This is a genomic window from Alteromonas sp. ISO5 (genome assembly GCF_058105165.1).
The window spans coordinates 426495-451105 of record NZ_CM176572.1; the positions used below are offsets into that span (position 1 = coordinate 426495).

Here is a 24611-nt window from a genome sequence, read left to right on the forward strand (position 1 = left end):
GGAACAAGGATGTTTGTGAATGCCAAGAAACAAAACCACCTTTATTGACCTGCTGGTAGAATTACCATGGTGGGTATCGGTACTCGTATCCGCCACTGCCTATGTGATGATGGCGCATGCGTTGCCATCCATTCAAACCGATAATCAAATCACCGCTATGGTGTTTAAAGCCTTTGTGATCCCTGCCCCTTATATCGCTGGCATGGTATTGCTTGCCGCCCCCTTTGCCTTTTTGAATGCTCGCCGTAAGGCTAAACAACTGGATGCCCAGCGTAATATCCAAACCGTGCGTGATTTGCACTGGCGTAACTTTGAAGAGTTGGTGGCCGAAGCCTATCGCAGGCAAGGATATCGGGTAACTGAAGGTGGTTATGGTGCCGATGGCGGTATTGATTTAGAGCTTCGAAAAGATGACCAGCTTACCTTGGTGCAATGCAAACAGTGGAAAACGCAAAAGATCGGCGTGAATGTGGTGCGGGAAATGTTTGGTGTGCTGACTGCACATCAGGCTAACCGGTTTATCATCATCAGTTCTGGCACCTTTACCCAGCAGGCTATCGACTTTGCGGCAGGCAAACCTATTGAACTTATTGATGGTCCAAGACTATTAGCACTGGTAAATGATGTACAGATTTCACCTCAGGTGACTATTGAAAAACCTAAGGTATGCCCAAAATGTTCTGTTGAGTTAGTAGAAAGAACGGCGAAACGTGGCCCTAATGCTGGTAATACGTTCTTGGGGTGTTCTAATTTTCCGAAATGCCGTTATACCGAATAAGTAAGGATAGAGATGAAAGACCTGGATGTTCATAAGAAAGTGGCCGTACTGATTGATGCGGATAATGCACAGTTAGCCAAACTATCGCCCATATTGGATGAGATATCAGCGCACGGCCATGTACTCATAAAACGGGCTTACGGTGATTGGTCTGCCGACACCTTGAAGAACTGGAAGAAGCCGCTTAATGAACTGGCGATCCAACCTATCCAACAGTTTGCCTATACCACCGGTAAGAACTCCACCGATGCGTCGATGATTATTGATGCCATGGATTTACTGTATTCCGACCGTATTGATGCCTTTGCACTGGTTTCCAGTGATAGCGACTTTACCAAGCTGGCCTCACGGTTAAGGGAATCGGAAAAGTTTGTGTTTGGTGTAGGTGAGAAAAAGACACCGGTATCATTTCGGAATGCCTGTGATGATTTCATCTTCACCGAAAACTTAGGCGCAGAGCCGGTATCGAATACCGATACACCAAAAGCGGATAATTCGATTTCCACCAATGGTGCAGAAGAACTGATCCCAGTTTTATTGAAAGCATGGGAGCTGTATCAAAACGATGATGGCTGGGTTAACGTTGGTCCGGCGGGAAGCTTCTTGAAACGCACAAAACCGGATTTTGATCCTCGTACTTATGGTTCAGCCAAAGTAACCGGCGTAGTTGCTGGCCTGTCAGCCATATTCGAAATGACTAAGTTGAAAGGCAAAGGGGCGACAAATGGGATCTTCTATCGCCCCAAGATAGCAACGCACTAACGAAGCTCGAGACTGTAAGATATTCTGTGTAAATAGCTGTTTATCATAGTGATAAGCGGTCACTGTACATAATCATAAACTGACTCATGTCAGCTTCCTGATGCTGATAGTCATGCTTTAAGTACTGTGTATCGTTCTTCACAATACTTAACTGCTCGCTATTCGCACGATTTAGACGCTAAATGCAGCCTCTTTGCTTGTAGTCAGCTTCTAGCTGTTTAAAACGCTTCTCAAGCGTCTCTTTTGTGCATATGGCGCGGTCAACTGTGGCTTTTTTCTTCTTTTTCGGCTTGGATTCAGCTTCATCGAACTTAACACCTGACAATTCTTCTTCAAACATACTAGGAACGACATGGCTGTAATGTTGTTCGATTGTCTCATTTTGAATATAGCGAATGCGTTTAGGCGCATCGTAAACAGACTCAATGGCAAGGAGACTTCTCCTCACACATCGAGCCAAATAAGTTTTACGTTTCGCTTACCCCGCTTTATAGCAGTTCACCCAACATGGTGCAGTTGCTCCTGCCACAAATCGCCGTCGCGCAGTTTACATCCATTTATACTAATGGCGCCTTCTTTGAGAAAGCGTCTCGCTGCAGTATTAGAACTAGCTAACTCAGTTTGGGTTAGAACTTGTTCGATGCTCATGTCTGAGCTTGTAGTGGTCAACTAATTCCGGACAGTATTTTAGGTTGATTTTCTGCTTTGGCAGGTGCCACCCCACCATTAAAACTGTGCGGCCGCTGCCAGTTATAAGACTCCATCAAATAGTAACTGATATCCTTTGCCGCTTATTATTTGGAGATATAACCCATAGAAGGAGCCCATTCTGTTTTTAGACTACGGAAGAGCCTTTCCATCGGTGCGTTATTCCAGCTATTTGCTCGCCGACTCATGCTCTGAACCATACGATAACGCCATAGCCTTTGTCTGAAGTTACGGCTGCCATACTGGCTACCTTGATCGTTATGGAACATGATATTTTGTGGCCTGCCTCGCTGTTCATAGGCCATTACCAATACCTTTAATGTCAACTCAGTATCAGGCTTTGCAGATAATGCCCAACCCACTACTTCGCCAGTAGCTACACAAAAAGTTTAATAATGAATTAAGCGTGTTAGCGCACCGATAGACAGATAAAGCAAGCGGAAACTTTATGAAACGACGGGTCGCAATCTTGCCAGCCGCCGTTGTGGCTTATGGAGGCCTATATGAATTATTCAATTAACAAAACCCTTATTGCTACTGGGCTTGTTTTAGCCTTGAGTCAGTTGAGTGGTCCCGTCAATGCCAAATCGGCTGATAGCCCACAAGATTTGCGTAAAGAAGTCCAAATAACCACTAGTTATGCACTTAGTTCGATACTGCGTAAAGATGACATCAAGGTCAGCGTATCTGATGCGAAAGTAACCTTAACGGGTAAGGTAAGCGAAGGGGTAAATAAGGAACTTGCCGAGCAAATTGCACTGGGCGTTAAAGGCGTCAATAATGTTGAGAACAATATTATGATTGATAAGAACTACGATAGTTCGCACAGTGAAACGGATTCCAGCTTTGGCGAAATGATTGATGACGCCACCATCAGTACCAGAATAAAGTCAAAGCTATTGTGGAGCAAATATACCGATAGTATGGATACTAAAGTTGAAACTAAAGGCGGAAAAGTGACCTTGAAAGGAGAAACACAAAGCGCCACAACTAAAGAATTGGTCGGGCGCATGGCAATGAATACTGCAGGTGTTACCAAGGTTGATAATAGGTTGGTTGTAAAGGCTACCAGTAAGGATGATGGTGCTATTGCGGAAAGTGCCGGGCAGGCAATTTCTGATAGTTGGATCACCGCAAAAATTAAATCTACTTATATGTACTCCAGCAATGTTAATAGTAGCGATATTTCGGTCACAACGGACAAGGGTGAAGTCACCTTACGCGGCACCGTAAGCAGTAGTGCAGAACGTGAATTGGCAATGGAACTCGCTAAAAATATTCGTGGTGTCAACAATGTCAATGCCAAGGAGTTGGTTATTTGATGAAGTGGAGTTTCTTCTGCTTTCTGATAGTTTGATAGTTTGATAAGGACAAAATGGATGCTGCAACAGCCTGAAATCTTCAATAAGTGCCGCTGTGGTTAAACTGGCAAGGATGCCTCTTTATGGATGTGTCCGTAAATATGTGGGTAGCCCCCCAAAATCTATTTTCGATAAGTTACAGTGTAAACTTCACAGCCCAAGTGAACATTTACTTTAATTGGTGCGATAGCGCACAGAACCTCCTCAATATCTATTCGATAATCCAATGACAAATAGCCCATGTTATTTGTTCTTTTGCCAGTGTTTTTATCTGTAATTTGATTCACTCAATATGATTCTTGTCCAGAAGGATAGTGACACAATGAAAAACAAGGCGATCAAGGTATTATTAGTTGAGCCCAGTCAATCAATGACTAAACGCATTGTTTTATTGCTGCAGAGTGATCAATGTTTAGAATTTGATGTGACCAGTGTGCAACAAATAAGTAAAGCGGATGATGCAATGTTGAAAACTCATGTAGACATTGTGTTGCTGGACTTATCGATTACAAAAAACAATAGCGCAGATTATGTCGAGCATTTGTTAACACATTCACCCAAGATAATAATCATTTTGCTATGCAGAAAAATGGACAAAGTCATTGCCCAACAGGCGATGGCCAAAGGTGCCCATGATTGTCTGGATAAAAGTCATATTGGCTTGAGTTGTCTTCGACGAGTACTGGAATACAATTTGACAATGGTTAAAAGCCAACATTTATTGGCTGTCAGCGAAGCAACATTACACGCAATAGGGCAGGCGTCTCCACTGGGGATAATGGTCTCTGATCTCAATGGCAATATCACCTATACCAATGCCGCTTTTCAGCATCTGACGGGGCTTAAAGCAGCACAATCATTGGGACAGCACTGGATTACACCAGTGTATCAACAAGATCGATTGCGATTGGAAGAAGAATGGCGACAAGCACTGCAAGTACAGCAAATTTTCTACTCGGATGTTCGTTTAACATCGGCGGATCTTAAGCCGTTCCGGACACGTATGGCAGGCAGTTTTATTAAAAATAACAAAGCCTTATATGGACATGTTCGAGTGCTACAAAGAATTACCAAGCAACACCATCAATCAGCAGTAATCAACCTGTTTTTGCAAAATCCGCGGGCTGGGTTACCAGTGAATTTCCCGCAGTTGACCCTGGATGCTATCAGCGATGCGGTGCTGACCACTGATACTGAGGGAAAAGTACTCTATATGAACCAGGCTGCCGAACGAATGACGGGGTGGAAACACTATCAAGCAACAGACCAATTGGTAACAGACATTTTTAAAATAAACGAAAGGCATGAAAAGCCATCGTCAGTGGATTTAAGAAATAGATCGAATCAGCAGTCAAATCCATTTTTCAGAGATTGTACTCTTGTTAGCAGAGGTGGTCAGGAAGTCATAATTGAACAGTCTTCAGCACCGATAAATAATCAATATGGTGCGTTTATCGGCTCCGTTTTTGTGTTTCGCGATGTCACTCAATCCAGAATATTCACCCAAGAAATTAACCATTTAGCACATCATGACAGCTTAACCGGCCTGCCTAACAGGACGCTGTTACTGGAACGACTCAACTATTCAATCAAGTTAGCCAAAAGACATAAAAACCAGTTGGCCGTACTTTATATAGACGTTGATTTTTTTAAACAAATTAATGACCGCCATGGCCATGCTATCGGTGACAAACTGTTATCTCTAATCGCCAAGTGTATTACTCGAGCCATCAGAGACAGTGATACCGTATGTCGTCAAGGAGGCGATGAATTTATTGTGTTGCTGTCTGAAATACATCACTCCAATGATGCTGCAAAGCTGGCGAATAAATTATTGACCAGTTTGGCGAGAGCTCATCAGATAGCAAATAAAGCACTTTCCATTACCATAAGTATAGGGATCAGTATTTATCCCAATGATGGCAATAGTTCAAATACCTTGATGGATAGTGCCGATATGGCGATGCTTGATGCTAAATCCAATGGACGTAATCGCTATGAGTTTTCGGCACACTCAATGCCGGCCAGTGCAACAGGCCGATAAAACAAAAGTCACTCTCGCAATAATCGCAGTTTATTTCCGTAAGCTCTTTGGCACAATTGATTCGAAGCGATCAACCAGTGTCTGATTTTCAACTACGGCCAGCAGTATAGGATACGAAAGTTAAATAGACCTCAGACTTAATTGGTAGAAAACTTGTCATTATGTTCGATACAGCACATAAACAGACGATATAATTTGTTAGTCTTGTATTACTTCATTCAGTATCAAAAAAGTAAAGGGAATGAAATTCATTTATGTGCAACCCGTGGTGCTTAATTGTCAGCGAGAAAAAGCAGGTAATAATGGACGGTTGATTAATCCCCATTGGCCAACCACGCAGGTTAGTAAAGTCTATATATGCCGTAATTGTATATTGGGGGTAAAACCTGAGCTGCTCAATACCGCCCATTTATGTGATTGTCAGCCGCTGGGGTCAGCAGCAGACAATATGCCTGAAAATCGTCACTGGCCAAAGGCGTTGGTGGCGACATAACTAGTGGTTACTTAGTTACCCTGATATTTAAAACGGACTGAAAAACAGGAGCGATAGGTGCCTAATCCCATACAGAATAAATTATTAAACGCCTTATCCGCAGAACGTAAGAACAGATTATTTCCAAAACTGAAATTGGTTGAAGTGCCTTTAGGGAAAGTGATTTACGATGCAGGGCAAAGTATTGTTAATGTGTATTTTCCAACTGACAGCATTATCTCCTTATTGTACGTCATGGAGGATGGTGCTTCGGCAGAGATTTCTGTGGTTGGAAATGAAGGACTGGTCGGTATTGCCGTATTTATGGGAGGAGAAAGCACGCCAAATCGCGCGATAGTGCAAAGTGCTGGTTACGCTTATAAGTTGCCCGCAGCGGTATTGCGAGAGGAGTTTAATGCCAGTCAAAGTATGCGAGTGCTCCTGTTACGTTATACCCAGACGTTAATCGCACAAATGGCGCAAACCGCTGTATGTAACCGTCATCACACTATTGATCAGCAACTCTGTCGTTGGTTGCTGCTGTCTCTCGATAGATTACCAAGCGACAGTCTGACCATGACTCAGGAGCTGATCGCCAATATGCTGGGAGTCAGACGTGAAGGTGTAACGGAAGCCGCAGGCAAGTTGCAAAAACAAGGGGTTATTACCTACAAACGTGGCCACATTACGGTGATAAACCGGGAAAAGCTAGAGACACTTTGCTGCGAATGTTATGCCGTGGTCAAGAGTGAAACTGACAGATTGGAGTCCTACTAACCCGGCTTTATTGATAGCCGGATTATCCGGATAGAAGTGAAGACTATTCGGCTACAGTTGCCATTGGCAACGTTGTTGCCAATCACCAGAGGCAATCATTATGCCGCAAGACAATGATAACGACCCATCCGCAAACCCTTGGGGGGTTAGGAAAAGCTCGCCTCCTGACTTACAACAGCTTGCAAAGCAATTTTCAAGGCGTTTTAAAAGATTTCTTCCGGGCGAAAGCCCTTCAGCAATTTTCATCCTTTTGTTAATTTTTTCTGTCGGGGCCATGTTGTGGAGCGCAGTTTACACTGTGCCAAGTGATTCTGTGGCCGTGGTACAACGTTTTGGGCAGTATATAAACCAAGTGCCGCCGGGCCTGCACTTCAGATTCCCGTTTGGTATCGACACTACACAGATAGTGCCGATAAAACGACAACTCAAGCAAGAATTTGGCTTTACTACGCCCAATGCTAGCGATCCTATTCAAAGCCCTCGTGCCAGTGATGCCCTGCGTGAAACACAAATGGTCACCGGCGATTTGAATGCCGCGTTGGTTGAATGGGTGGTGCAATATCGTATATCCGATCCGGTCAAATTTCTGTTCGAAGTCAGAGAGCCAGGTGAAACACTGCGTTATGTGTCCGAATCCGTTATGCGTGAAGTGGTTGGTGATCGCACTGTGGATGAAGTTATCACCATTGGCCGTCAGGAGATTGAATCTGAAGCGCTGATTAAAATGCAGACCACTTCAAGCAGATATGCCATGGGCATCAGCATTGATCAGGTGCAGTTAAAAAACATCAATCCCCCCATACCGGTTCAGGAATCCTTTAACGAAGTGAATCAGGCTCAACAGGAAAAAGAAAAACTGATCAATGAAGCGCGGCGCGACTACAACAAAGTTATTCCACTAGCGGAAGGTGAAAAAGACCAGCGTATTCGAGAAGCAGATGGATACCGCCTAAAACGCATTAACGAAGCCAAAGGTGATACTGCCCGATTCTCTGCGTTGTTCGCCGAATATATGCAAGCACCAGAGGTAACACGTCGGCGTATTTATCTGGAAACCATGCAAGAGGTAATGCCGAAAATCAAAACTAAATTCATTATGGATGCCGATTCTCAGGGCATATTGCCGATGCTGAATCTGGATCACAAAGAGGTAGCCACGCATGAATCAAATTAAGTTCCTGTCGGTTACCGCCATAGCGCTGATTGCGGTTGTTGCAGCGGTGTTGAGCAGCGCTTTATATACTGTGGAAGAGGTAGAGCAGGTCATTGTTACTCAATTTGGCAAGCCAGTAGGAGAGCCAATCGCGACAGCAGGCTTACAGGTCAAGATGCCTTTTATTCAGCAAGTTAATCCCATTGATAAACGGGTGTTGGAATGGGACGGCAACCCCTCTGATATGCCAACTAAAGATAAGCTGTATATCTCGGTGGGTTTATTTGCCCGCTGGCGAATTACCGATCCGCTGCAATATTTTTTACGCTTGCGTGATGAACGTAGCGCGCAATCAAGGCTGGACGACATACTCGGCAGTGAGACCCGTAATGCGGTAGCCAAACACGAACTCATAGAAATTATTCGTACTACGAAAGACCGTGTTCCGCAGCGCGACGAGCTACTTACCGATGCCGAAAAAATACTGAATATGGGTACCTTGGTGCCGATTGGCAAAGGTCGTAAAGTGGTCGAACTGGAAATTTTTCATTCGGCCGCGGAAAAGGTCAAAGTATTTGGCATTGAACTGCTGGATATTCGCTTTAAGCGGATTAACTACAACGCCAGTGTACGGCCAAAAATCTACGACAGAATGGTCAGTGAGCGTCGACAAATAGCCGAGCGCTTTCTTTCAGAAGGTAATGGTGAAGCAGCCAGAATTCGCGGTAACCGGGTACGTGATCTGAATAAAATTCAGTCTGAAGCATACCAGCAAGTAGAAGAAATTCGCGGTCAGGCCGACGCCATAGCCGCTCAGATATATTCCAATTCCTATAACCAAAGTGCGGAAGCAGTAGAGTTCTATGAATTTACCCGAACCATGGCAGCCTACCCTTCCGTAGTAGGCGATGGTACAACCCTTATGTTGTCCACGGACAGCGATCTGTTTAAATACCTTAAAGCCCCGGCATTTGAGAAAAAATAATATTTACCTAATTGGCTGATGATATGTCATCGGCTCCTTTCACTGCACCACTTACAGGCAGGTACCTAAAATGAGCAAAGGCAGAAGTACTAAAAAAGACAGCAAGAAATCTTCTATTCTGACGCCAAAGGAGAAACGTGCGGCAAAGAAGAAAAAGAAAGCAAATAACTCAGGCACGGATTCACGTGTACCACCAAGCTAATGATTAGACGTTGATGATAGTTTTCAACGATTCGAAGATCGCAGTTTACATTTCGAGTAGTGACAGAATGACTGAAGAAGACACACTGATGATGGAAACTTTTGGAATAACCAGTGAAGCTGAAATGACCTATCGCTTTAAGCGTTATCAATACCGTGGGCTACAGGATGCGATTAACTTTGCGAGGAAGTATACGCAAAGCAAGTCGAAAATGAAGCAGGAGCCAGATCCTGATGAGGATAAGAAAACTGACTAATCGGCTTGTTGATGATAACAGAGGACATGCGGCGCAATTACCTCAATCGCCCATCGACTGGTTGAGTCATCCACTTGGTCGTTTTTTTAAAATTGAAGCCGCTGCCGGACTGGTGCTGTTGTTTTTTACGCTATTAGCACTTTATCTGGCCAATTCTCCATTAAGTTCAGACTTTGCGTCGTTGTGGAGTACCTCAATCGGTATCAGTTTGGGTAATGTTGAATTTGAACGGTCTTTGCATGCCTGGATAAATGATGCCGTTATGACCCTGTTTTTCTTCCTGATAGCCCTGGAATTAAAACGCGAGTTAGTGCTAGGAGAACTGCGTAAACCACGCCTGGCCATATTATCTGTTTCTGCAGCATTAGGGGGGATGATTATTCCTGCAGGGATCTACTTACTCTTCCAATTTGGTGAAGTGGGCCAGCATGGCTGGGGAACGGTTATGGCAACGGATACTGCTTTTGTTATTGGTTGTTTGGCGTTGCTTGGCCGACGCATTCCAAAAAGCTTGCGTGTTTTTATGTTATCGCTGGCGATTGTAGATGACCTGGGAGCCATCATTGTCGTGGCGCTGGGTTACGGTATGCAACTTGACCTTTTTTATATTGTGGCTGCGTTGCCAGGCTTTGCAATGATTAAAGCCATGTCACTGATCGGAATTCGCAGCATTGCTTTGTTTTTCATTGCTGGTGGTGCTATCTGGCTGCTGGTTGATGCTTCAGGTATACACCCCACAGTAACCGGTGTGATCTTGGGATTGATGACTCCTACCGATAAATGGATCAGTGATAATCGCTTGCACAGTATTATGGATGCTGTGGTGGCTTACCCACCTGGTGAGCATTGGTCCGGGAATAGTATTGACCGCAAAGTACTAAAAACTGCAGAAGCGGCGGCTCGTGAAGTGCTCTCGCCGGTTGAGCGATTAGAGCTGATCTTGCATCCGTGGGTCGGTTTTGTGGTCATGCCACTATTTGCATTCGCCAATGCTGGTATCCCGCTGACCATGGCTGAATTTCCAGAGCCAATTAGTATGGCGGTTTTCATTGGTTTTGTGCTGGGCAAACCCATTGGGGTATGTTTGTTTAGCTGGCTTGCTGTGCGCTTAAAATTGGCGGTAATACCAGCAGACTTGCCCTGGCTTATGATTGCAGGTGGCGGCTTTCTGGCTGGTATTGGTTTTACAATGGCCATATTTATTGCCAACCTTGCCTACAGTGTAGAGCACATTAATGCCGCCAAATTAGGAATACTATCTGCATCGGTAATTTCTGCACTATTCGGTTTAATTGTGTTGGGACTTGCAACTCGAGGCGAAAACCCTGAACGAGACAATGTTCCTGGTCAGGTAGGGGCAAACTAATTCAATTTAACCACTGAAATGGCAGGTATAGTATGAAACGCTACAAGATAGTACATCAGACTATTTATGAATTTTCTGTTCAGGTTCAACTGCAGCCACATACGCTGCGACTAAGGCCTCGAAAAGGGCACGATCAGCGTATCGAATCATCGCAGTTGAAGATAGTTCCTAGTGCCAGCCTGAGATGGCATAGGGACGTAGAAGGAAACTCCGTGGCCATACGTTCAGTGAGCTAACGAGCGATCTGTTCATTAAAAGTGAAACCCTCGTGCAAAAGTACGACCTGTCGCCACACGATTTTTTGATTGCAGACTCTGCCGTGGATTACCCCTTTGATTATGCGGGTGATGATAGCGTTTCGCTGTATCCTTACCTGGAAGACCAGGTTCATGCCGATAACCACATACTGGATAAGTGGATTCATGCAGTATGGAAACCGGGTGAAGCTACCCAAACCTTTAGTCTGCTTCTGCAATTAAACCAACGTGTTTTTCAATCCATTGGTTACCAGCTACGCGAAGAAGAAGGCGTGCAGAGTCCGCAAAAAACACTGGCGTGTGGAACAGGATCGTGCCGGGATTTGGCCAGTCTATTTATCGCGGTTGTCAGGCGATTGGGTTTTGCTGCCAGATTTATCAGTGGCTATGTTTATACCGCTCCCTCTACCAGCCAAGCTGGTTCTACCCATGCATGGGCGGAAGTGTTTATTCCCGGAGCTGGATGGAAAGGTTTTGATCCAACACTGGGGATGTTGGTTGGTGCTGAGCACGTCGCAGTTTCTGTCGCCAGGCGTCCCGAGCTGGTACCTCCCATTTCAGGTGACTTTACGGTTTGACAGGTTCGTTGATGAAGGTCAATGTTTGGATATCAGCCATCAGCTAATTCTCACCTGCTGACTGGCGTGCGGTAAAGTGAAGTGAACCGGGTCTTGTAGACATCTTATGAGAATTACAGATACACCCAATAATTATCATTGCGTGAGTCGTTGTGTCCGCTAAATCAGGGTTGAACCCGTCGTTCAAATCACAAATAGCTCGGCGCGCTTGGTAATGGCAAGACGACTGAGCTGAACGCACTATTGCTGCAACGATGACCGTCACCTTGAACGCAGCTTTTTGATTGTTCTGACAAAAAGGCCATCTGCTGCAATAGTAACACATAGTTAAACAGACTCTCTAGCCAACGGGAGCATCAATAATAACTTCTACCCGTCTGTTTTGCTGACGTTTGCTCACAGTGGTATTGTCGGTCACTGGAAATTCCCCTCCTCGCCCGATCACCTGAATTCGATCTCCTGCGACTCCCTGACTTTGCAGGTAGTTTTTGACCGCCTCGGCGCGTTGTAATGACAGATGCATATTGACATCGTCTGCACCAATATTATCGGTATGTCCTTCGATGATAATGCTGCGGTGAATATTGCTGTTGAGAAAGGACGCAAGCTTCGTCAGATGTGAAATGGCGCCGGTATTAATCTCGGCTTTGTTGAAGTCGAACAACACATCGCCCAATGTGACTACGGTACCTCTTTCGTCATTCCGTGCATCCATTTCGTTGAGTTGCGTTTGCATTTCCGCTAATTCGCTTTTTGCGTTAACAACTTCCTGCTCGGCTTTATTTCTCTCTAATTGGGCTTTTTGCGTTTGTTCGGTGGCCTGCCTGGCTGACATCTGTGCTCGACGTGTTTCACTTGTTCGCGCCTCTAATTGCATTGCGTCACGCTGTGACGTCAGAATAGCGCGCTGTCCTTCCAAATAGCGGCGTTTTGATTCTGATTCGGCAATATCAACTTTACGCTGCGCCATAAATAACAGATGTTGTGAAACACTAGGATTTTTCTGACGCTTTTCAGCCTCGGATACTGCTGCTCGTGCATCTTCCATCGCTATTGGTGATTGGTATGCCAGTGTTTGGTTATTTTCTAATTGATTGAGACGTTCTCTTACAGGGTCAGCACCTGCGTACCGAGGTTCAGTAGTAGTACAACCTACCATGGTAGCAGACGCAATAAGGCATACCAGGTATATTCGTTTATTGATATTATTCATAGTTTTTCTCTTTGGTTGAACTGCATTTCCTGTTCTAACTGAGTCATACTTTTTTTCATTTCTGCGTTAATAATTTCGGCTTTATTCAGCTCAGCTCTGGATATTGCAAGTTGCGCCGTTACCTCTGACTGGTCTGCTAATTGCCGAGCATCTTCCATTTTGTCTTGTTCGACAGCTTCTTTAGCGTGAATAAGCATCTCCCGAGCCTGCGTTAACTCAGCGGCGGCGTATTGGCTAACGCGAGCGCGCTCGGCATTTGCAACAGCTTGCTCAGCTGCCCATAGGGACTTGTTCGGTATAGGCTGGCTATTCGCACAACCACTTAATGGCACCACCACACTCACCGATGTGATAATCATCCATACTCGTAATATCGAGCGTGAGTTAAACTTATTCTGAGATTTCATTTCAAATTCCTCGCTTCTTAACGCTATGTGTGCAGCTCGCAGATGTGTATATAATAGCTAGCCTAAATCAAATCGCTTTCGCCAAACAGATCGTCACTAAATGCACTCCACTCGGCTACCGCAATAGCAAATACCTGCAACAGATAAATCAACCGCTTAATCTATGTGATAACAAAACCCCAGAACCAATAGCGCAGGGGGGGGAAGATGACTATCGTTTTCATCGTGGGACTCTTCCGTGGTTTTGCTATTAGGGTGGTTAGTTTAAACACAACCGTTGCGTTCATCTGTGCGGCGTCACACGTATACGATAGATAGTTGAGATTGTCCGAACCGCAGGCAACTCTGGTTCTTTCTTATGGTTTACGTGTGCCAGCGTACGGAAGCAAGAAAAATAAATAGCTATGGTGTTATCTCCACTATCTGCAATCAGGCCGGTGGTGAGGAAAAGGAGGTAACTATGCTAAATCCGACCAAAGGCACTAAACCTGACGACAAGAAAAAACTTGCTCCAGAACACGCGCCGCAAAAAAAAACAGGCCCAGCAAGATGATCGCCAGAACCAGAAAAAATAGACAGAACCTTTACTCCAGGCCTCGCGTCTGGAGTTTTTTATGTTAGGAAGCTTATCGTCTGTTTTGACGTATTGCCCACCGTAAAACAACTACCACGGTTTGAATGCTAGGGAAGGTGCGCTTGTTTCTCATGCTATTAAGGTATTGGCTTGAAACGATACCATGTTCGAGTTTTTTCATTAACTTTATCAATTACGGGAGACGATCGTGGCTGCAGCTTACCTCTCGCCGGGCACTAACTACCTGTTAAATTGCTTATCAGAGTCGCAACGTCAATGGCTGCTGCGTCATTCAACACCGGTGGAACTTGTATTCGGCGAGGTACTTAGCACTACTGATCAACCGATAAGGTACGTATATTTCCCACTAACCAGTATTTTTTCTTTGTTAGTTGAAGTGTCGAGCGAGCGCTCTGTCCAAATGGGCTTAATCGGCAATGAAGGTATGCTGGGTGCTACGTTAGCTCTGGGTAAAGTGAATGTCCCGATGCAGTCAGTTGTGCATGGGGCAGGGGCGGCGTTGCGGATCGATGCAGACTTATTCCAGCGTCGGCTGAATAGCAACTTACCATTACGACGTTTGATACACCGTTACCTATACGTCTTAATACGACAAATTTTACAAACCGGTGCCTGCAATTCTTCGCATGATGTAAAACAGCGACTGGCCCGCTGGTTATTAATGACTCAGGACCGGGCTCACTCCGATCAGTTTTATTTAACCCATCAGAATCTGGCAAAGATGCTTGGTGTCCGCCGAAGCGCGGTAACTATCGCAGCTGGGGCGTTCCGACGAGGCGGATTGATAAGTTATAACCGCGGGCACATTACCGTGTTGTCGAGAACCGGACTCACGCTTGCGTCTTGTCAGTGCTATGTCGCTGCGCTCCCCCCTCAGAAGAATACGCTTAACACTGACACTCACGACGAGACGAAATAGTCGCCATTACTGGGCGTTATCAGCAGCGGCGAGGTTTGTAGCTCACTAACTGGTATTGCGTCCGGCCCGGATTTAAACGTTTGCTGATTCTGTCGGATTAAACAACACGCATCGTCGCTTAGTGTGTCGCTCCTTTAGTAAAATACCTATCAACTTTACTGGCCCAATGGTTGTCATTCATATTAGGCCAACTATCCTTGTCAAACGAGGGCGCAGCTTTGAGTCGCTCGATTTCTATATCAAGTAAAAAGCGCTTTTTAGCATTATCAAAGGTAATTGCGCGCCACGGTATTGCCGACAGGCTTTCACCCATTCCCCAGAATCCGCCAAACGAGAGTACCGCGTAAACAGTATTGCCGTTTGCAGTATCTATCATCAGATCTTTTATCGTGCCCAGCTTTTTGTCTTCTTTGTTGTGTACCTCGCTGCTTATCAGGAGGTTTGCTGACTGAATGTCAGAAGCTCCTTTATCAACAGTGCTTGCGGCTTTTATTCCAGTTGCAGGTAGTGTCATAAATTTCTCCAGTGTATGTAATGCCGGCCAGCGAAAGCGGATGTGCTCCGATGGTTATTGCTGTGTTGATTTACCTTTTCGTTACTCAACGCGCCATGTTTCAAACATGACGACATAGCAGAATCATATTTGCACCGGCGCTGGGAATCTGTTCGCTAGACCTCATAGCCCGCATTTATTCGTGGTTATGTTATTTTACTGCCGCAATAACCTGGCCCGCGCGCAAATCTCATTCGGTTCATTTAAAACCTCTTTTGTGAATTGAATACATGCATTTCCCGGCATCATGCAAAAATGCGAGCCTGCTTATGTTTGATAGCGAACATACACCCGCCATTAATGGCACTAGTCTTATCGTTATCTACACTCTGAAGCAGGCTTGCCGTAATGACGGTTGATTAGCGATGAACATAACCAGTTTCCAGCGAACATTGAACGAGGGGTGGCAGAGCCAAAGTTTAGATTAATTGTGCTCCCATTAGGTAAAATCTTGTACAGTGCTGGCCAGGATATTTCCGCTCAACCACTTTCACGATGACATCAACTGTCAATTGAGCTTTGGAATTCAAAACAATCAAAGAACACGGTTAAAGATAACCGTCAACTTTCCTTGGTGGTCAGCGACTACAACAGAATCGCGTGGTAATTAAAGCACGATAAAATCGCTTCACCCTATGTACTGTGCATCATGATTCGCAACTTGTGATGACCGGCCTGTATGCGAATACAAAGCTCACTTCCTTCCTTTATATGATGATTTCCGTTACCGCTGCTATCCAATGGGCTTATTTCAACACAGCTTCGCTTGACTGATATGGTGTATTGCGACTTGCCCGTCTTCAAGGTTGCGGCGAAGCCTGGCCAGGATGCCGGAATGCATGGCTGTAGAACAAGCTGTTCGCCCCTTACCCGAATACCTAAAATCGCTTCTACACCAGCTCTGAACATCCAGCCAGCAGCGCCGGTGTACCATGTCCAGCCTCCCCGTCCAACATGGGGAGTTTCAGAATAAACGTCCGCCGCGACGACATAGGGCTCAACTTTGTAGCGCTGACACGTTTCCTTCGAGTTTGCATGAGTTATCGGATTGAGCATGTCAAACAACGCATGGGCTGATTCATTACGTTTGAGTTTGGCCAACGCAAAAATGCTCCACATCGCGGCATGGCTGTATTGGCCGCCATTTTCCCTAAATCCTGGCGGATAGCCTTTGATATAGCCAGGTTCAAGGGCGGTATGGTCAAACGGGGGCGTAAACAGCAGTGCCATTCTCTCTTTTGGCCGATGCAACAACTTTTCCACTGAAGCCATTGCACACACCGCTTTGTCTTTGGGGCCGTCCGCCAGCACGGCCCACGATTGACAGATTGAATCGATGCGACAGGCATCATTTTCTGAAGAACCAAGCCACTGGCCACTATCGAATATCGCCCGCTTATACCACTTGCCGTCCCATGCTTTTTCTAGCGACAAACGCAAGTCGGCTAACTGCTGTTGCCACACTACACAACGTTGCTGGTCAATAAGAGTATTTTGCCTCTGCCCAATATCGTTAAACTCATCCAGCGCAAAACAAAGTAACCAGCCCAACCAAACACTTTCCCCTTTACCCTCCTTTCCAACTGCGTTCATGCCATCGTTCCAGTCTCCGGTCCCCATGAGTGGCAGTCCATTTTCCCCCAGGCTCTCCAGACTACTCTGCAGCGCCAGTACACAATGCTCATACAAGCTGGCGCTGCAGTCTGAAGTAGTAGCAACAAAAAATGCATCATGCTGTGAGAGTGGCAGCAAGGGTCCTTCAATATAAGCAACTTGTTCTCCCAGGATCCTGAAGTCTCCCGTAGTATGAACATAGTTCGCGGTCGCTATTGCCAGCCATACCCGGTCATCTGATATATGTGTTCGCACTCCCTTACCGGAATGCGGAAGCCACCAATGTTGCACATCCCCTTCTTTGAACTGACGTCCGGCAGCACGCAACAGATGTGCCCGGGTCAGGGCCGGACGGCACTGCGTAATCGCCATACCATCCTGTAACTGATCGCGAAAACCATAAGCACCGCTTGCCTGATAGAGGCCACAGCGGGCAAAAATCCGGCTGGCAATGGTTTGATACGATAGCCAGCCGTTGAGCATAATATTCATGGCTTTATCGGGCGTATCGACCTTTACATTGCCAAGTAGACAAGCCCACTTATTTTTTACCGCAACGAGCTCCTTACTAAATACCCTGTGCTGATAGCGAAGAATGAGCTGGCGAGTTTCATCAAAGTTGGTTCCTTCGCCCATTACGATTACAAGATGTTGTTTAGCATAGCCTTCTAATTTTACTGTTTGTTGTAATACCGAGCAGGGATCAAAGCCGGTACCTGCAGAACCTGATAGTGGTGTGTTTGAGATAAGGGCCAACGGGCTGCGCAGCGTTCCGTGTCGTCCAATAAACTCAGTCCTGTCGGCGGTCCAGCCGGTTATCGGTGTCTGCATCATGACAAAGGCAGCGGCTCCGGGAAATTCATTTGACCAGGGATTCTGAATAATCATTGCACCCAGTCCCTTATTAAAAGCAGTAGTAAGATAAGGCGCGTTGGCAGCCCGGTTGTTACCTAGCACCCATTCCATATAACTGGTCACTGAGAGCGTACGTGAGTAAGCTGAATGGTTAGTCAGTGACACTCGGATCATCTTTACCGGGTCGTCTGTCACTACCAGATGCGTGGTGGTCATGGTGATGTCATTCGCCTGATGGGAAAATTCACTGTAGCCCCAGCCATGTCTGGCCGTATAGGTACCGTTATCCCGTATTGGATTACAGGCAGCTGCCATCAATGCCTTTGTGTCTTCATCTTTAATATAGATCGCCTCGCCGCATGGGTTTCTCGTAGGGTCGTTAAGCCACGGCGTTAACTGATTGTCCCGACTATTTTGCGACCAGGTATAACCACAGCCATCTTCTGCCAGTAAACAGCCAAACCGCTCATTGGCCAGCACATTAATCCAGGGCGCCGGTGTATTCTTACCCGCGGATAAGACCATGACATACTCCTCTCCTTGTTCGGTAAACCCCCCGGTTCCATTAAAAAATTGCAATTTTTTTGTGTCAACGCTGCTCGTGTCACTACCAATCACAGGCTCGCTAGACTTACTGCAGCGAATACCTGACTGTAGGTCGCTATCGTCAATCAACCGGTTTACCTGTCGCTCAATACTTCCCTGACTCGCTGAAAACGACAACCTGGCAACACGTTTCAGCAAAGAATATACGCCGGAATGAAGTAGTTCGGCACGCAATACATACACACTGCCACGAGGTACTGCTTCAGCAAGCTTGTCTGTTACACGAGGGCGCGCCTGCTTGCGCCGAAGAGCTGATTCAATGGCCGCCTGTAAATCCTGATAATAAGATGACGGGTGTTCATTTATTATTACCAGATCAACAGCCAGCCGTTTCATTATCCAGTACTCATGTGCACTGAGAAGCAACTCCACCTGAGCCATATCAAGTACGTCGTCGATAAGAATTAGCACGATGGGGAGGTCCCCGGAGATCCCCTCTTTCCAAAGCAACGATTGGTTTCGCGAGTCTGAATCAATGCTCTGCGTGACGTTGCGATAGCGCTTATCGGAATAAAGCAAAGGCGCGGTCATCTGCTGAAAAAACGCCGCTTGTCGTGACTCGATATTCAAATGTCTCAACTGAATCTGGGCCTGTGTCCAGGACAATGTTTTGGCTCTGGTGTAGCCATTGGGCTCATAATGTCTGTCGATCAACTCAATAAGCGCCTGATGGGATGAGGCCACCATTATCCAAAACGAAACCCGAGCGCTGCCGCCGGCAGGCACCGTGATGTGTGTGCGTAAGGAGAAAATGGGATCAATGACCGACCCCAGTGTCTGGCTGAGCGGTGTGCTGCCAGAATGCCCGCTCATTGTCATAGCTGCTGCATGATGAACACTGTTGCCACGGCCGATAAAAGTCTGACGACTCGTATCATATTGTTGTGCAGCAAACTGCTGACCTTCAACCACCACGAAGTGCGCTGCCCAGATCTCAGGGTCATCTGGTGTTCTTTGCCGTCGTTTGGCGATCAACGCACCATACTCTTCGTACAACGAGGTTTGTACAAACAGCTTTGAAAATGCGGGGTGAGACTTATCGCTGGCTGCACTGCCTAAGACAAGTTCCGCATAAGAGGTCAGCTCTATTTTTTTTGATTTAAAGCCGTTGTTATACAGAGAAATGCGCCGTACTTCGCCGTCATCTTCACCGGAAACCACGACATCCATGGTACTGGTCAGCGCTCCTTCTCGATGTGAAAATTGCACATAATCTTCAGCGAAGCGACCATTATGACAATGATCGGCACAACGCGTGGGCTGAAATGACGTCGACCATAAGTTGTCAGTAGCAATATCCCGGATGAATATAAAGAAGCCATCATCGTCTCGGGTACTGTCAGCCTGCCAGCGGGTGATTGCCATGTCTTTCCAGTGACTGTATCCGGCACCGGCGGCAGTTAGCATGACAGCATATCGTCCATTCGATAATAGATGTGTTTGCGGCGCCCCTGGTGTCATGGGGTTTAAGGTTCGTTCCATATTCGCGTGTTTATCGGTGGCTTTATTTGAGGCATTAATTTCCATGGCCGGATGACTTAACGCAACGTTGCGGGGAAGCCTTTCCTGAAGCAATGAGTTACACGCCTCGATCATAGGTTCGCGGTGGAATCGGTTGCGCATTATGCCCGCGTGCAATGCGTTATTAATTGCAACAATGGTCATTCCCTGATGGTGTGCCATAAAGTTACGTACTATGCTGGTTACCGTGTTGGCAGGCAGTCGTGAGGCCGTAAAATCCAGCGCCTCATAAAATCCAAACCTGCCGCGCCCGCCGAGTTCAGCAATCTTTTGATAATTCGTGCAGGCTGCCTTTGGTTGAATCATCGTCGCCAGACCACTGGCATATGGAGCAATGACCCGATCTTCGGCAAGTCCGCGTTTAAGCCCCAGTCCGGGTACCCCAAAATTAGAATATTGATAGGTAAATTCAGCATCCCGCGCAAAAAAAGCTGATTCAGAAATTCCCCAGGGAATGGATAACTGCCTGCCATATTCTTGCTGACGGCGAACCACCAGACGATTAGTCTGCTCGAGCAGACTGCCAAAGGGTGCGCGCATCACCAGTGATGGCATCAGATACTCAAACATTGAGCCAGACCATGAGAGCAACACAGCGCCAAATCCAACGGGCGTAGCGCTTCGTCCTAACCGGAACCAGTGCTTGGAAGGCACATCGCCTTTGGCAATAGCAAACAGGCTGGCCAGCCGCGCTTCAGAACCGAGTAAGTCATAACAACCAACATCCCGGCTATTCTGTTCTATAGAAAAACCAATGGAAAGCAGCATTCTTTGCGGGTCAAGTAGCACGGCAAAGTTCATCTTCAATGCCATCGTTCTGGCACGTTCACACATCATATCAATTCTTAGTGACAGGTCGGCCTGTTCGTACAGCGCCTGATGCTTGTCCTGATTAAACTCCAGTAGCCGTCGGCTACAAGCACTGATCCAAAAGCGGGCATCCTGGGCTTGCTCATTACCAACAGAATTTATCAGCGTGCTAATTTTATCTACCAAGATGCTTAGCGGTCGTGGATCAATGACCTTATAGGCACTCGACGCCTTCAGAGTTTTCAGCAGGTCACTCAGAAGATTTTGTACCGGGATTGACACGCCTTGAAAACAGTCTCTGTGCAGAATTAGCTGTTCCTGAAGCAGGCTGAGATTATCCTCCAATCCCGCAAGCAACTGATGCTCTGAAGGCAAGGTATGCCACTCCTGACAAGTATTGGCCAGTGCAATTAAGTGGCCTGCCAGGTTGCCGCTGTCAACAGAAGAAACATACTCTGGTAGCAGCGACTCCATTGTTTTTGTGCTGTACCAATTAAAAAAATGACCTTTGAATTTCGGTAGCTTATCCAGCGTATCGAAGGTAGCTTCCAGTCGCACCAGCGACGCATTCAACCCGATCCAGCCGAAATCCCTGGCACACCCTACTGACAGCAAATAGAGGCCTATATTTGTTGGCGAGGTGCGATGGGCAACCTTTGGCTTAGGATCTTCCTGAAAATTGTCCGGCGGCAGCATATTATCCGCGGGCGTAACAAACTGCTCGAAGAATCGCCAGGTGCTGCGCGCAACGGTTCTTAGTTCCGTTCTACAACTATCCGTGGCAGGTAAAAACACACTCGCACGGGGCCGGCTAACAGACAACGCGATAGCCGGTGCACACGCCCACAGACAGGCAAAAGGCAATACCAGCGGCCAGACCGATGGTAAAATTAAGACGATTAGCAAGCACATGGCTACGGACAAAGTTGTGCCATAAGCCATGCTTTTATAGCTCTGAGCTAAGGTTAAACGAGGGCTTCTTTCCTGCTGCGCGGCTGACAGCCACTGCAACATATTTTTATGTGTAACGATTAGTCGTACCAATGTTCGAAATATCGCATCGCCCGTCCACCAGCTTTTATCCGGTAAGAATGCCAGCGAAAGTACGATATGCTCGCCGGCTAAGAGTGCATCAGCCAGCCATATTTTAAAATGGGTTGTGAGCTTGCCCTGGCTTTGTCGGTAAGAAGTTAACAATGAAAACAGCGGCATGAGAAATGGCATCGCTATGGTCAGTAACACGACGCTTAACACAGTGATCCCGGCAGCGAGGGGGACCAACCAGGTACTGAAAAGTAACAGTAGCAACAAAGGAGCGAGCAGTGAGCGACGCAAATTATCCAGCATTTTCCATTGTCCTAATGCTGATATTTTGCTATTCATCTTTTTATGCTGGCCGGTTAGCCAAGGAAGAAGCTGCCAATCCCCCCGCGCCCATCGATGCTGACGCTTTACATCGGCATCATACCGGCTCGGGAATGCTTCAATAAGTTCTATATCTGAAACCAGCGCGGCCCGGGCAAACACGCCTTCAAACAAATCATGGCTTAACAGCGTATTATCTGGCACCCGAGAGGCCAGCGTAGCTTCAAAGGCATCAATGTCGTAAATACCCTTTCCGGTATATGATCCCTCACCAAACAAATCCTGATAAACATCTGATCGTGCTGTAATATAGGCTTCAATCCCGCCGGGACTGGAAAAGATTTGCTGATACCATGACCCTTCGCCATCGACAGGCATGGTAGGCGTTACCTTGGGTTGTAAAATCCCGTGTCCGGCGACCACCCGATGACTGTCCATATCGATGCGGGGCCGGTTCAATGGGTGAGCCATTTTACCAATGAGTTTTAACACGGCATCGCGGGGCAATTGTGTATCAGCATCCAAAGTGATTACGAAGCGCACCTTTTCAGGCACCTGCAGTTTAGTGCCGTTGATTGCAATAAACGTAGTATCAGTTGCTCCGCGCAATAACTGGTTTAATTCATGTAACTTGCCACGCTTACGCTCCCAAGCCATCCACGTAGACTCGCAGGAATTAAATAGACGACGGCGATACAGGACCTGAAAGCGTTGTCCGGTGCTGTTACTCCCGTATTTATGATTGAGCGCCGCAATTTTGTTGCTTACCTCAAAAAGCATCTGCGGATCATCTTTGTGAGTCTCGGTGGGTGCATCTGCACCATCGACCAGCAATATATAGGTCAACTCATCATCGATATAAGTAAGATGGTGCACTTCAAGCTGATTAACTAAGCGTGCTAACTCCTGGGTATCGGCAACAATTGAGGGTATTACGACTACCGTGCGAAATTGAGCAGTAACTCCTTGGTCCAATGCCATTGCAGGTAGCACTCTGGCACCAAGTCTCGATGTGATGATCCGGTTGATTAAAAGCATTGCCAGCTCACTAATGGGGATAAGTAGCAATAAGCTAATCACCCATGCCGCCAGTGGATTTATCGAAGATAAATTGCTGATGGCGATCAGCATAAAAATCGAAGTAACAAACGCAATTGAGGTTAAATATCCCGTCAGCCCTAACGCCGTATATAGCCGGAATAATCGCAACGACACTGGAGGGACAAATGCGATGCTCTTTTCAAAATTTTTCCGACCTTGCCCAAACAGGTGATACCCCGGATCGCCTAACCTACTTGCTTCTGTTTCATCAGTTTCGTTTTTCGCTGACTCGCGCGCAATAGTCAGCACATGCCGCGTTACCTCCAGTTCGCTGAATGATGTGCCCAGTGCAAGCTTCTCTATGTTACTGCGATAAAGATTGCGGGTGGCAAAGTCCATTTGCGCGTAGCCAGCATGTTCACGAAGCGTTTCCTCTACACAGCTGATGCGTTCAAATTGGATATTCCAGTCTATGTCAGCGATAAGGCGCAAACTATTGATAACATTTTGCATACTTACATTTGCGATGCTGTGCTGCAATGAGGCTTGCTGCACCACATCATTAAATGACATCTTTTGTTTGACCAACTCTCGCTCAAGCCATGTTAAAGCAGGTGTGACAACAGGATCCTGACCTCGCAGTCGTTTCATCAGTTGCGCGGCAAAAACACTCGTTATGCTATCACTGGGATACGCTACCGGCTCCGCAGATTGCCCTGCACCATCCACGGGGGTTCTTAAAATACAGTCTGCCAGCGCGTCAGCATTGATACGTTCTGTGTGTCCCACGGCCAGTTGGTCTGACAATCGACGAAGATTTTCAATAAGCACAATTCTAATGGTGATAGACACTGCCCACAGCTCACCGATAGTGAGAGGCTCAACCCGTTGGTACCCCAACATGAAACGACAGAACGTCTCAATATCAAAATGACTATCGGTATGCGCAACATACGCCCACGCAATACCGAATACACGCGGATAACCGCTAAAGGGACCGTTGGATAATTTAGGTAGCTGATTATAAAAGTGTTTGGGCAGATTTTTGCGCACGTTCCATACCTGTGCATCGACAACGTGATAGTTATCCAGTAACCATTCGGCCGCGGGTGCTATTTTATGTCCTTCCTTTAAGGCGGATGCATTCTCATAATAAGCGCCAGCTAACGCCTCAGCATTCGCGTAAAGCCTATTGGTCAGTGGAAGAACTTTTTTAGGGCGTAATGCTATTTTCTGTTCTAACGCCAGACTTTGGGCATGCTGTTCCAGTCGCTCTATACCGAATAATTCCTCCCGAATAGGTTGAGCACTATCCCAGACAGACACAGGTTTGGTACTCCCAACTGCGAAACCAAATGGCATAGTTTTATCCTCTAAGCAAACAAAAAGAGACCAGGAAGCCGAGGATGATCA

At 46.5% G+C, this 24611-nt stretch carries 20 protein-coding genes and 1 pseudogene; 14 read left to right on the forward strand and 7 right to left on the reverse strand.

Annotated features, from left to right (window positions below):
- Positions 1-19 precede the first annotated feature (19 nt).
- Positions 20-778, forward strand: coding sequence for a DUF2034 domain-containing protein (locus AC2T0J_RS01875; protein WP_489808512.1), 759 nt, complete (start codon positions 20-22; stop codon positions 776-778).
- A 12-nt stretch (positions 779-790) separates the two neighbouring features.
- Positions 791-1540 (forward strand): NYN domain-containing protein, encoded by a 750-nt coding sequence (locus AC2T0J_RS01880; RefSeq protein WP_489808513.1) that lies wholly within the window; start codon positions 791-793, stop codon positions 1538-1540.
- Positions 1541-1718: 178 nt separating this feature from the next.
- Here the strand turns inward: AC2T0J_RS01880 and AC2T0J_RS01885 are convergent, their stop codons facing one another.
- The 3 genes and pseudogenes from AC2T0J_RS01885 to AC2T0J_RS01895 form a co-directional block, all read right to left on the reverse strand.
- Entirely contained in the window at positions 1719-1880 is a 162-nt protein-coding gene (locus AC2T0J_RS01885; protein WP_489808514.1) for a hypothetical protein, read from the reverse strand.
- A gap of 158 nt (positions 1881-2038) precedes the next feature.
- Positions 2039-2188 (reverse strand): hypothetical protein, encoded by a 150-nt coding sequence (locus AC2T0J_RS01890; protein WP_489810415.1) that lies wholly within the window; start codon positions 2186-2188, stop codon positions 2039-2041.
- Positions 2189-2205: 17 nt separating this feature from the next.
- A pseudogene (locus AC2T0J_RS01895) lies at positions 2206-2622 on the reverse strand (DDE-type integrase/transposase/recombinase); the annotation flags it as partial.
- 129 nt (positions 2623-2751) lie between these two features.
- On the opposite strand from AC2T0J_RS01895, the gene AC2T0J_RS01900 reads away from it, so the two are divergent.
- The 11 genes from AC2T0J_RS01900 to AC2T0J_RS01950 all read left to right on the forward strand — a co-directional run bounded on the left by AC2T0J_RS01900 (position 2752) and on the right by AC2T0J_RS01950 (position 11699).
- On the forward strand, positions 2752-3570 hold the full coding sequence (locus tag AC2T0J_RS01900) for a BON domain-containing protein (protein ID WP_489808515.1): 819 nt from the start codon (positions 2752-2754) through the stop codon (positions 3568-3570).
- Positions 3571-3931: 361 nt separating this feature from the next.
- On the forward strand, positions 3932-5653 hold the full coding sequence (locus tag AC2T0J_RS01905; RefSeq protein ID WP_489808516.1) for a diguanylate cyclase domain-containing protein: 1722 nt from the start codon (positions 3932-3934) through the stop codon (positions 5651-5653).
- Positions 5654-5894: 241 nt separating this feature from the next.
- Positions 5895-6146: a hypothetical protein gene (locus tag AC2T0J_RS01910; RefSeq protein WP_489808517.1), complete on the forward strand. Its 252-nt coding sequence runs from the start codon at positions 5895-5897 to the stop codon at positions 6144-6146.
- A 57-nt stretch (positions 6147-6203) separates the two neighbouring features.
- Entirely contained in the window at positions 6204-6902 is a 699-nt protein-coding gene (locus tag AC2T0J_RS01915) for a Crp/Fnr family transcriptional regulator (RefSeq protein ID WP_489808518.1), read from the forward strand.
- Positions 6903-7002: 100 nt separating this feature from the next.
- Entirely contained in the window at positions 7003-8076 is a 1074-nt protein-coding gene (gene hflK / locus AC2T0J_RS01920; RefSeq protein ID WP_489808519.1) for an FtsH protease activity modulator HflK, read from the forward strand.
- Positions 8063-9040 (forward strand): protease modulator HflC, encoded by a 978-nt coding sequence (gene hflC, locus AC2T0J_RS01925; protein WP_489808520.1) that lies wholly within the window; start codon positions 8063-8065, stop codon positions 9038-9040. Before hflK ends, hflC begins: the two co-directional genes overlap by 14 nt.
- A 70-nt stretch (positions 9041-9110) precedes the next feature.
- Positions 9111-9242, forward strand: a complete 132-nt coding sequence (locus AC2T0J_RS01930) for a hypothetical protein (RefSeq protein ID WP_489808521.1) — start codon at positions 9111-9113, stop codon at positions 9240-9242.
- A gap of 67 nt (positions 9243-9309) precedes the next feature.
- The gene (locus AC2T0J_RS01935) at positions 9310-9498 is read left to right on the forward strand and encodes a hypothetical protein (RefSeq protein WP_489808522.1); all 189 of its coding nucleotides are present in this window, start codon (positions 9310-9312) and stop codon (positions 9496-9498) included.
- Positions 9476-10864 (forward strand): Na+/H+ antiporter NhaA, encoded by a 1389-nt coding sequence (gene nhaA, locus AC2T0J_RS01940; RefSeq protein ID WP_489808523.1) that lies wholly within the window; start codon positions 9476-9478, stop codon positions 10862-10864. Before AC2T0J_RS01935 ends, nhaA begins: the two co-directional genes overlap by 23 nt.
- 32 nt (positions 10865-10896) lie before the next feature.
- Complete coding sequence (locus AC2T0J_RS01945) at positions 10897-11100, forward strand: transglutaminase N-terminal domain-containing protein (RefSeq protein WP_489808524.1); 204 nt, start codon at positions 10897-10899, stop codon at positions 11098-11100.
- Positions 11101-11132: 32 nt separating this feature from the next.
- Entirely contained in the window at positions 11133-11699 is a 567-nt protein-coding gene (locus AC2T0J_RS01950; protein WP_489808525.1) for a transglutaminase-like domain-containing protein, read from the forward strand.
- A gap of 340 nt (positions 11700-12039) precedes the next feature.
- Here the strand turns inward: AC2T0J_RS01950 and AC2T0J_RS01955 are convergent, their stop codons facing one another.
- Together AC2T0J_RS01955 and AC2T0J_RS01960 are read right to left on the reverse strand one after the other, a co-directional pair.
- A complete protein-coding gene (locus AC2T0J_RS01955) occupies positions 12040-12912 on the reverse strand; it encodes an OmpA family protein (RefSeq protein ID WP_489808526.1) in 873 nt (290 codons plus the stop codon).
- Positions 12909-13319 (reverse strand): DUF4398 domain-containing protein, encoded by a 411-nt coding sequence (locus AC2T0J_RS01960; RefSeq protein WP_489808527.1) that lies wholly within the window; start codon positions 13317-13319, stop codon positions 12909-12911. The genes AC2T0J_RS01955 and AC2T0J_RS01960 overlap by 4 nt, the downstream gene beginning before the upstream one ends.
- 782 nt (positions 13320-14101) lie before the next feature.
- Between AC2T0J_RS01960 and AC2T0J_RS01965 the strand changes: the two genes are divergently transcribed.
- On the forward strand, positions 14102-14833 hold the full coding sequence (locus AC2T0J_RS01965) for a Crp/Fnr family transcriptional regulator (RefSeq protein WP_489808528.1): 732 nt from the start codon (positions 14102-14104) through the stop codon (positions 14831-14833).
- A gap of 118 nt (positions 14834-14951) precedes the next feature.
- On the opposite strand, the gene AC2T0J_RS01970 is transcribed toward AC2T0J_RS01965, so the two are convergent.
- Together AC2T0J_RS01970 and AC2T0J_RS01975 are read right to left on the reverse strand one after the other, a co-directional pair.
- Entirely contained in the window at positions 14952-15347 is a 396-nt protein-coding gene (locus AC2T0J_RS01970) for a PRC-barrel domain-containing protein (RefSeq protein ID WP_489808529.1), read from the reverse strand.
- Positions 15348-16019: 672 nt separating this feature from the next.
- Entirely contained in the window at positions 16020-24560 is an 8541-nt protein-coding gene (locus AC2T0J_RS01975) for a glycoside hydrolase family 94 protein (RefSeq protein ID WP_489808530.1), read from the reverse strand.
- Positions 24561-24611 lie beyond the last annotated feature (51 nt).

Bases quoted from the DNA above. Each gene is read 5' to 3' on its own strand.
- AC2T0J_RS01875 (WP_489808512.1), top strand. From the start codon at position 20: ATGCCAAGAAACAAAACCACCTTTATTGACCTGCTGGTAGAATTACCA.
- AC2T0J_RS01880 (WP_489808513.1), top strand. From the start codon at position 791: ATGAAAGACCTGGATGTTCATAAGAAAGTGGCCGTACTGATTGATGCG.
- AC2T0J_RS01885 (WP_489808514.1), bottom strand. From the start codon at position 1,880: ATGTTTGAAGAAGAATTGTCAGGTGTTAAGTTCGATGAAGCTGAATCC.
- AC2T0J_RS01890 (WP_489810415.1), bottom strand. From the start codon at position 2,188: ATGAGCATCGAACAAGTTCTAACCCAAACTGAGTTAGCTAGTTCTAAT.
- AC2T0J_RS01900 (WP_489808515.1), top strand. From the start codon at position 2,752: ATGAATTATTCAATTAACAAAACCCTTATTGCTACTGGGCTTGTTTTA.
- AC2T0J_RS01905 (WP_489808516.1), top strand. From the start codon at position 3,932: ATGAAAAACAAGGCGATCAAGGTATTATTAGTTGAGCCCAGTCAATCA.
- AC2T0J_RS01910 (WP_489808517.1), top strand. From the start codon at position 5,895: ATGAAATTCATTTATGTGCAACCCGTGGTGCTTAATTGTCAGCGAGAA.
- hflK (WP_489808519.1), top strand. From the start codon at position 7,003: ATGCCGCAAGACAATGATAACGACCCATCCGCAAACCCTTGGGGGGTT.
- hflC (WP_489808520.1), top strand. From the start codon at position 8,063: ATGAATCAAATTAAGTTCCTGTCGGTTACCGCCATAGCGCTGATTGCG.
- AC2T0J_RS01930 (WP_489808521.1), top strand. From the start codon at position 9,111: ATGAGCAAAGGCAGAAGTACTAAAAAAGACAGCAAGAAATCTTCTATT.
- AC2T0J_RS01935 (WP_489808522.1), top strand. From the start codon at position 9,310: ATGACTGAAGAAGACACACTGATGATGGAAACTTTTGGAATAACCAGT.
- nhaA (WP_489808523.1), top strand. From the start codon at position 9,476: ATGAGGATAAGAAAACTGACTAATCGGCTTGTTGATGATAACAGAGGA.
- AC2T0J_RS01945 (WP_489808524.1), top strand. From the start codon at position 10,897: ATGAAACGCTACAAGATAGTACATCAGACTATTTATGAATTTTCTGTT.
- AC2T0J_RS01955 (WP_489808526.1), bottom strand. From the start codon at position 12,912: ATGAATAATATCAATAAACGAATATACCTGGTATGCCTTATTGCGTCT.
- AC2T0J_RS01960 (WP_489808527.1), bottom strand. From the start codon at position 13,319: ATGAAATCTCAGAATAAGTTTAACTCACGCTCGATATTACGAGTATGG.
- AC2T0J_RS01970 (WP_489808529.1), bottom strand. From the start codon at position 15,347: ATGACACTACCTGCAACTGGAATAAAAGCCGCAAGCACTGTTGATAAA.
- AC2T0J_RS01975 (WP_489808530.1), bottom strand. From the start codon at position 24,560: ATGCCATTTGGTTTCGCAGTTGGGAGTACCAAACCTGTGTCTGTCTGG.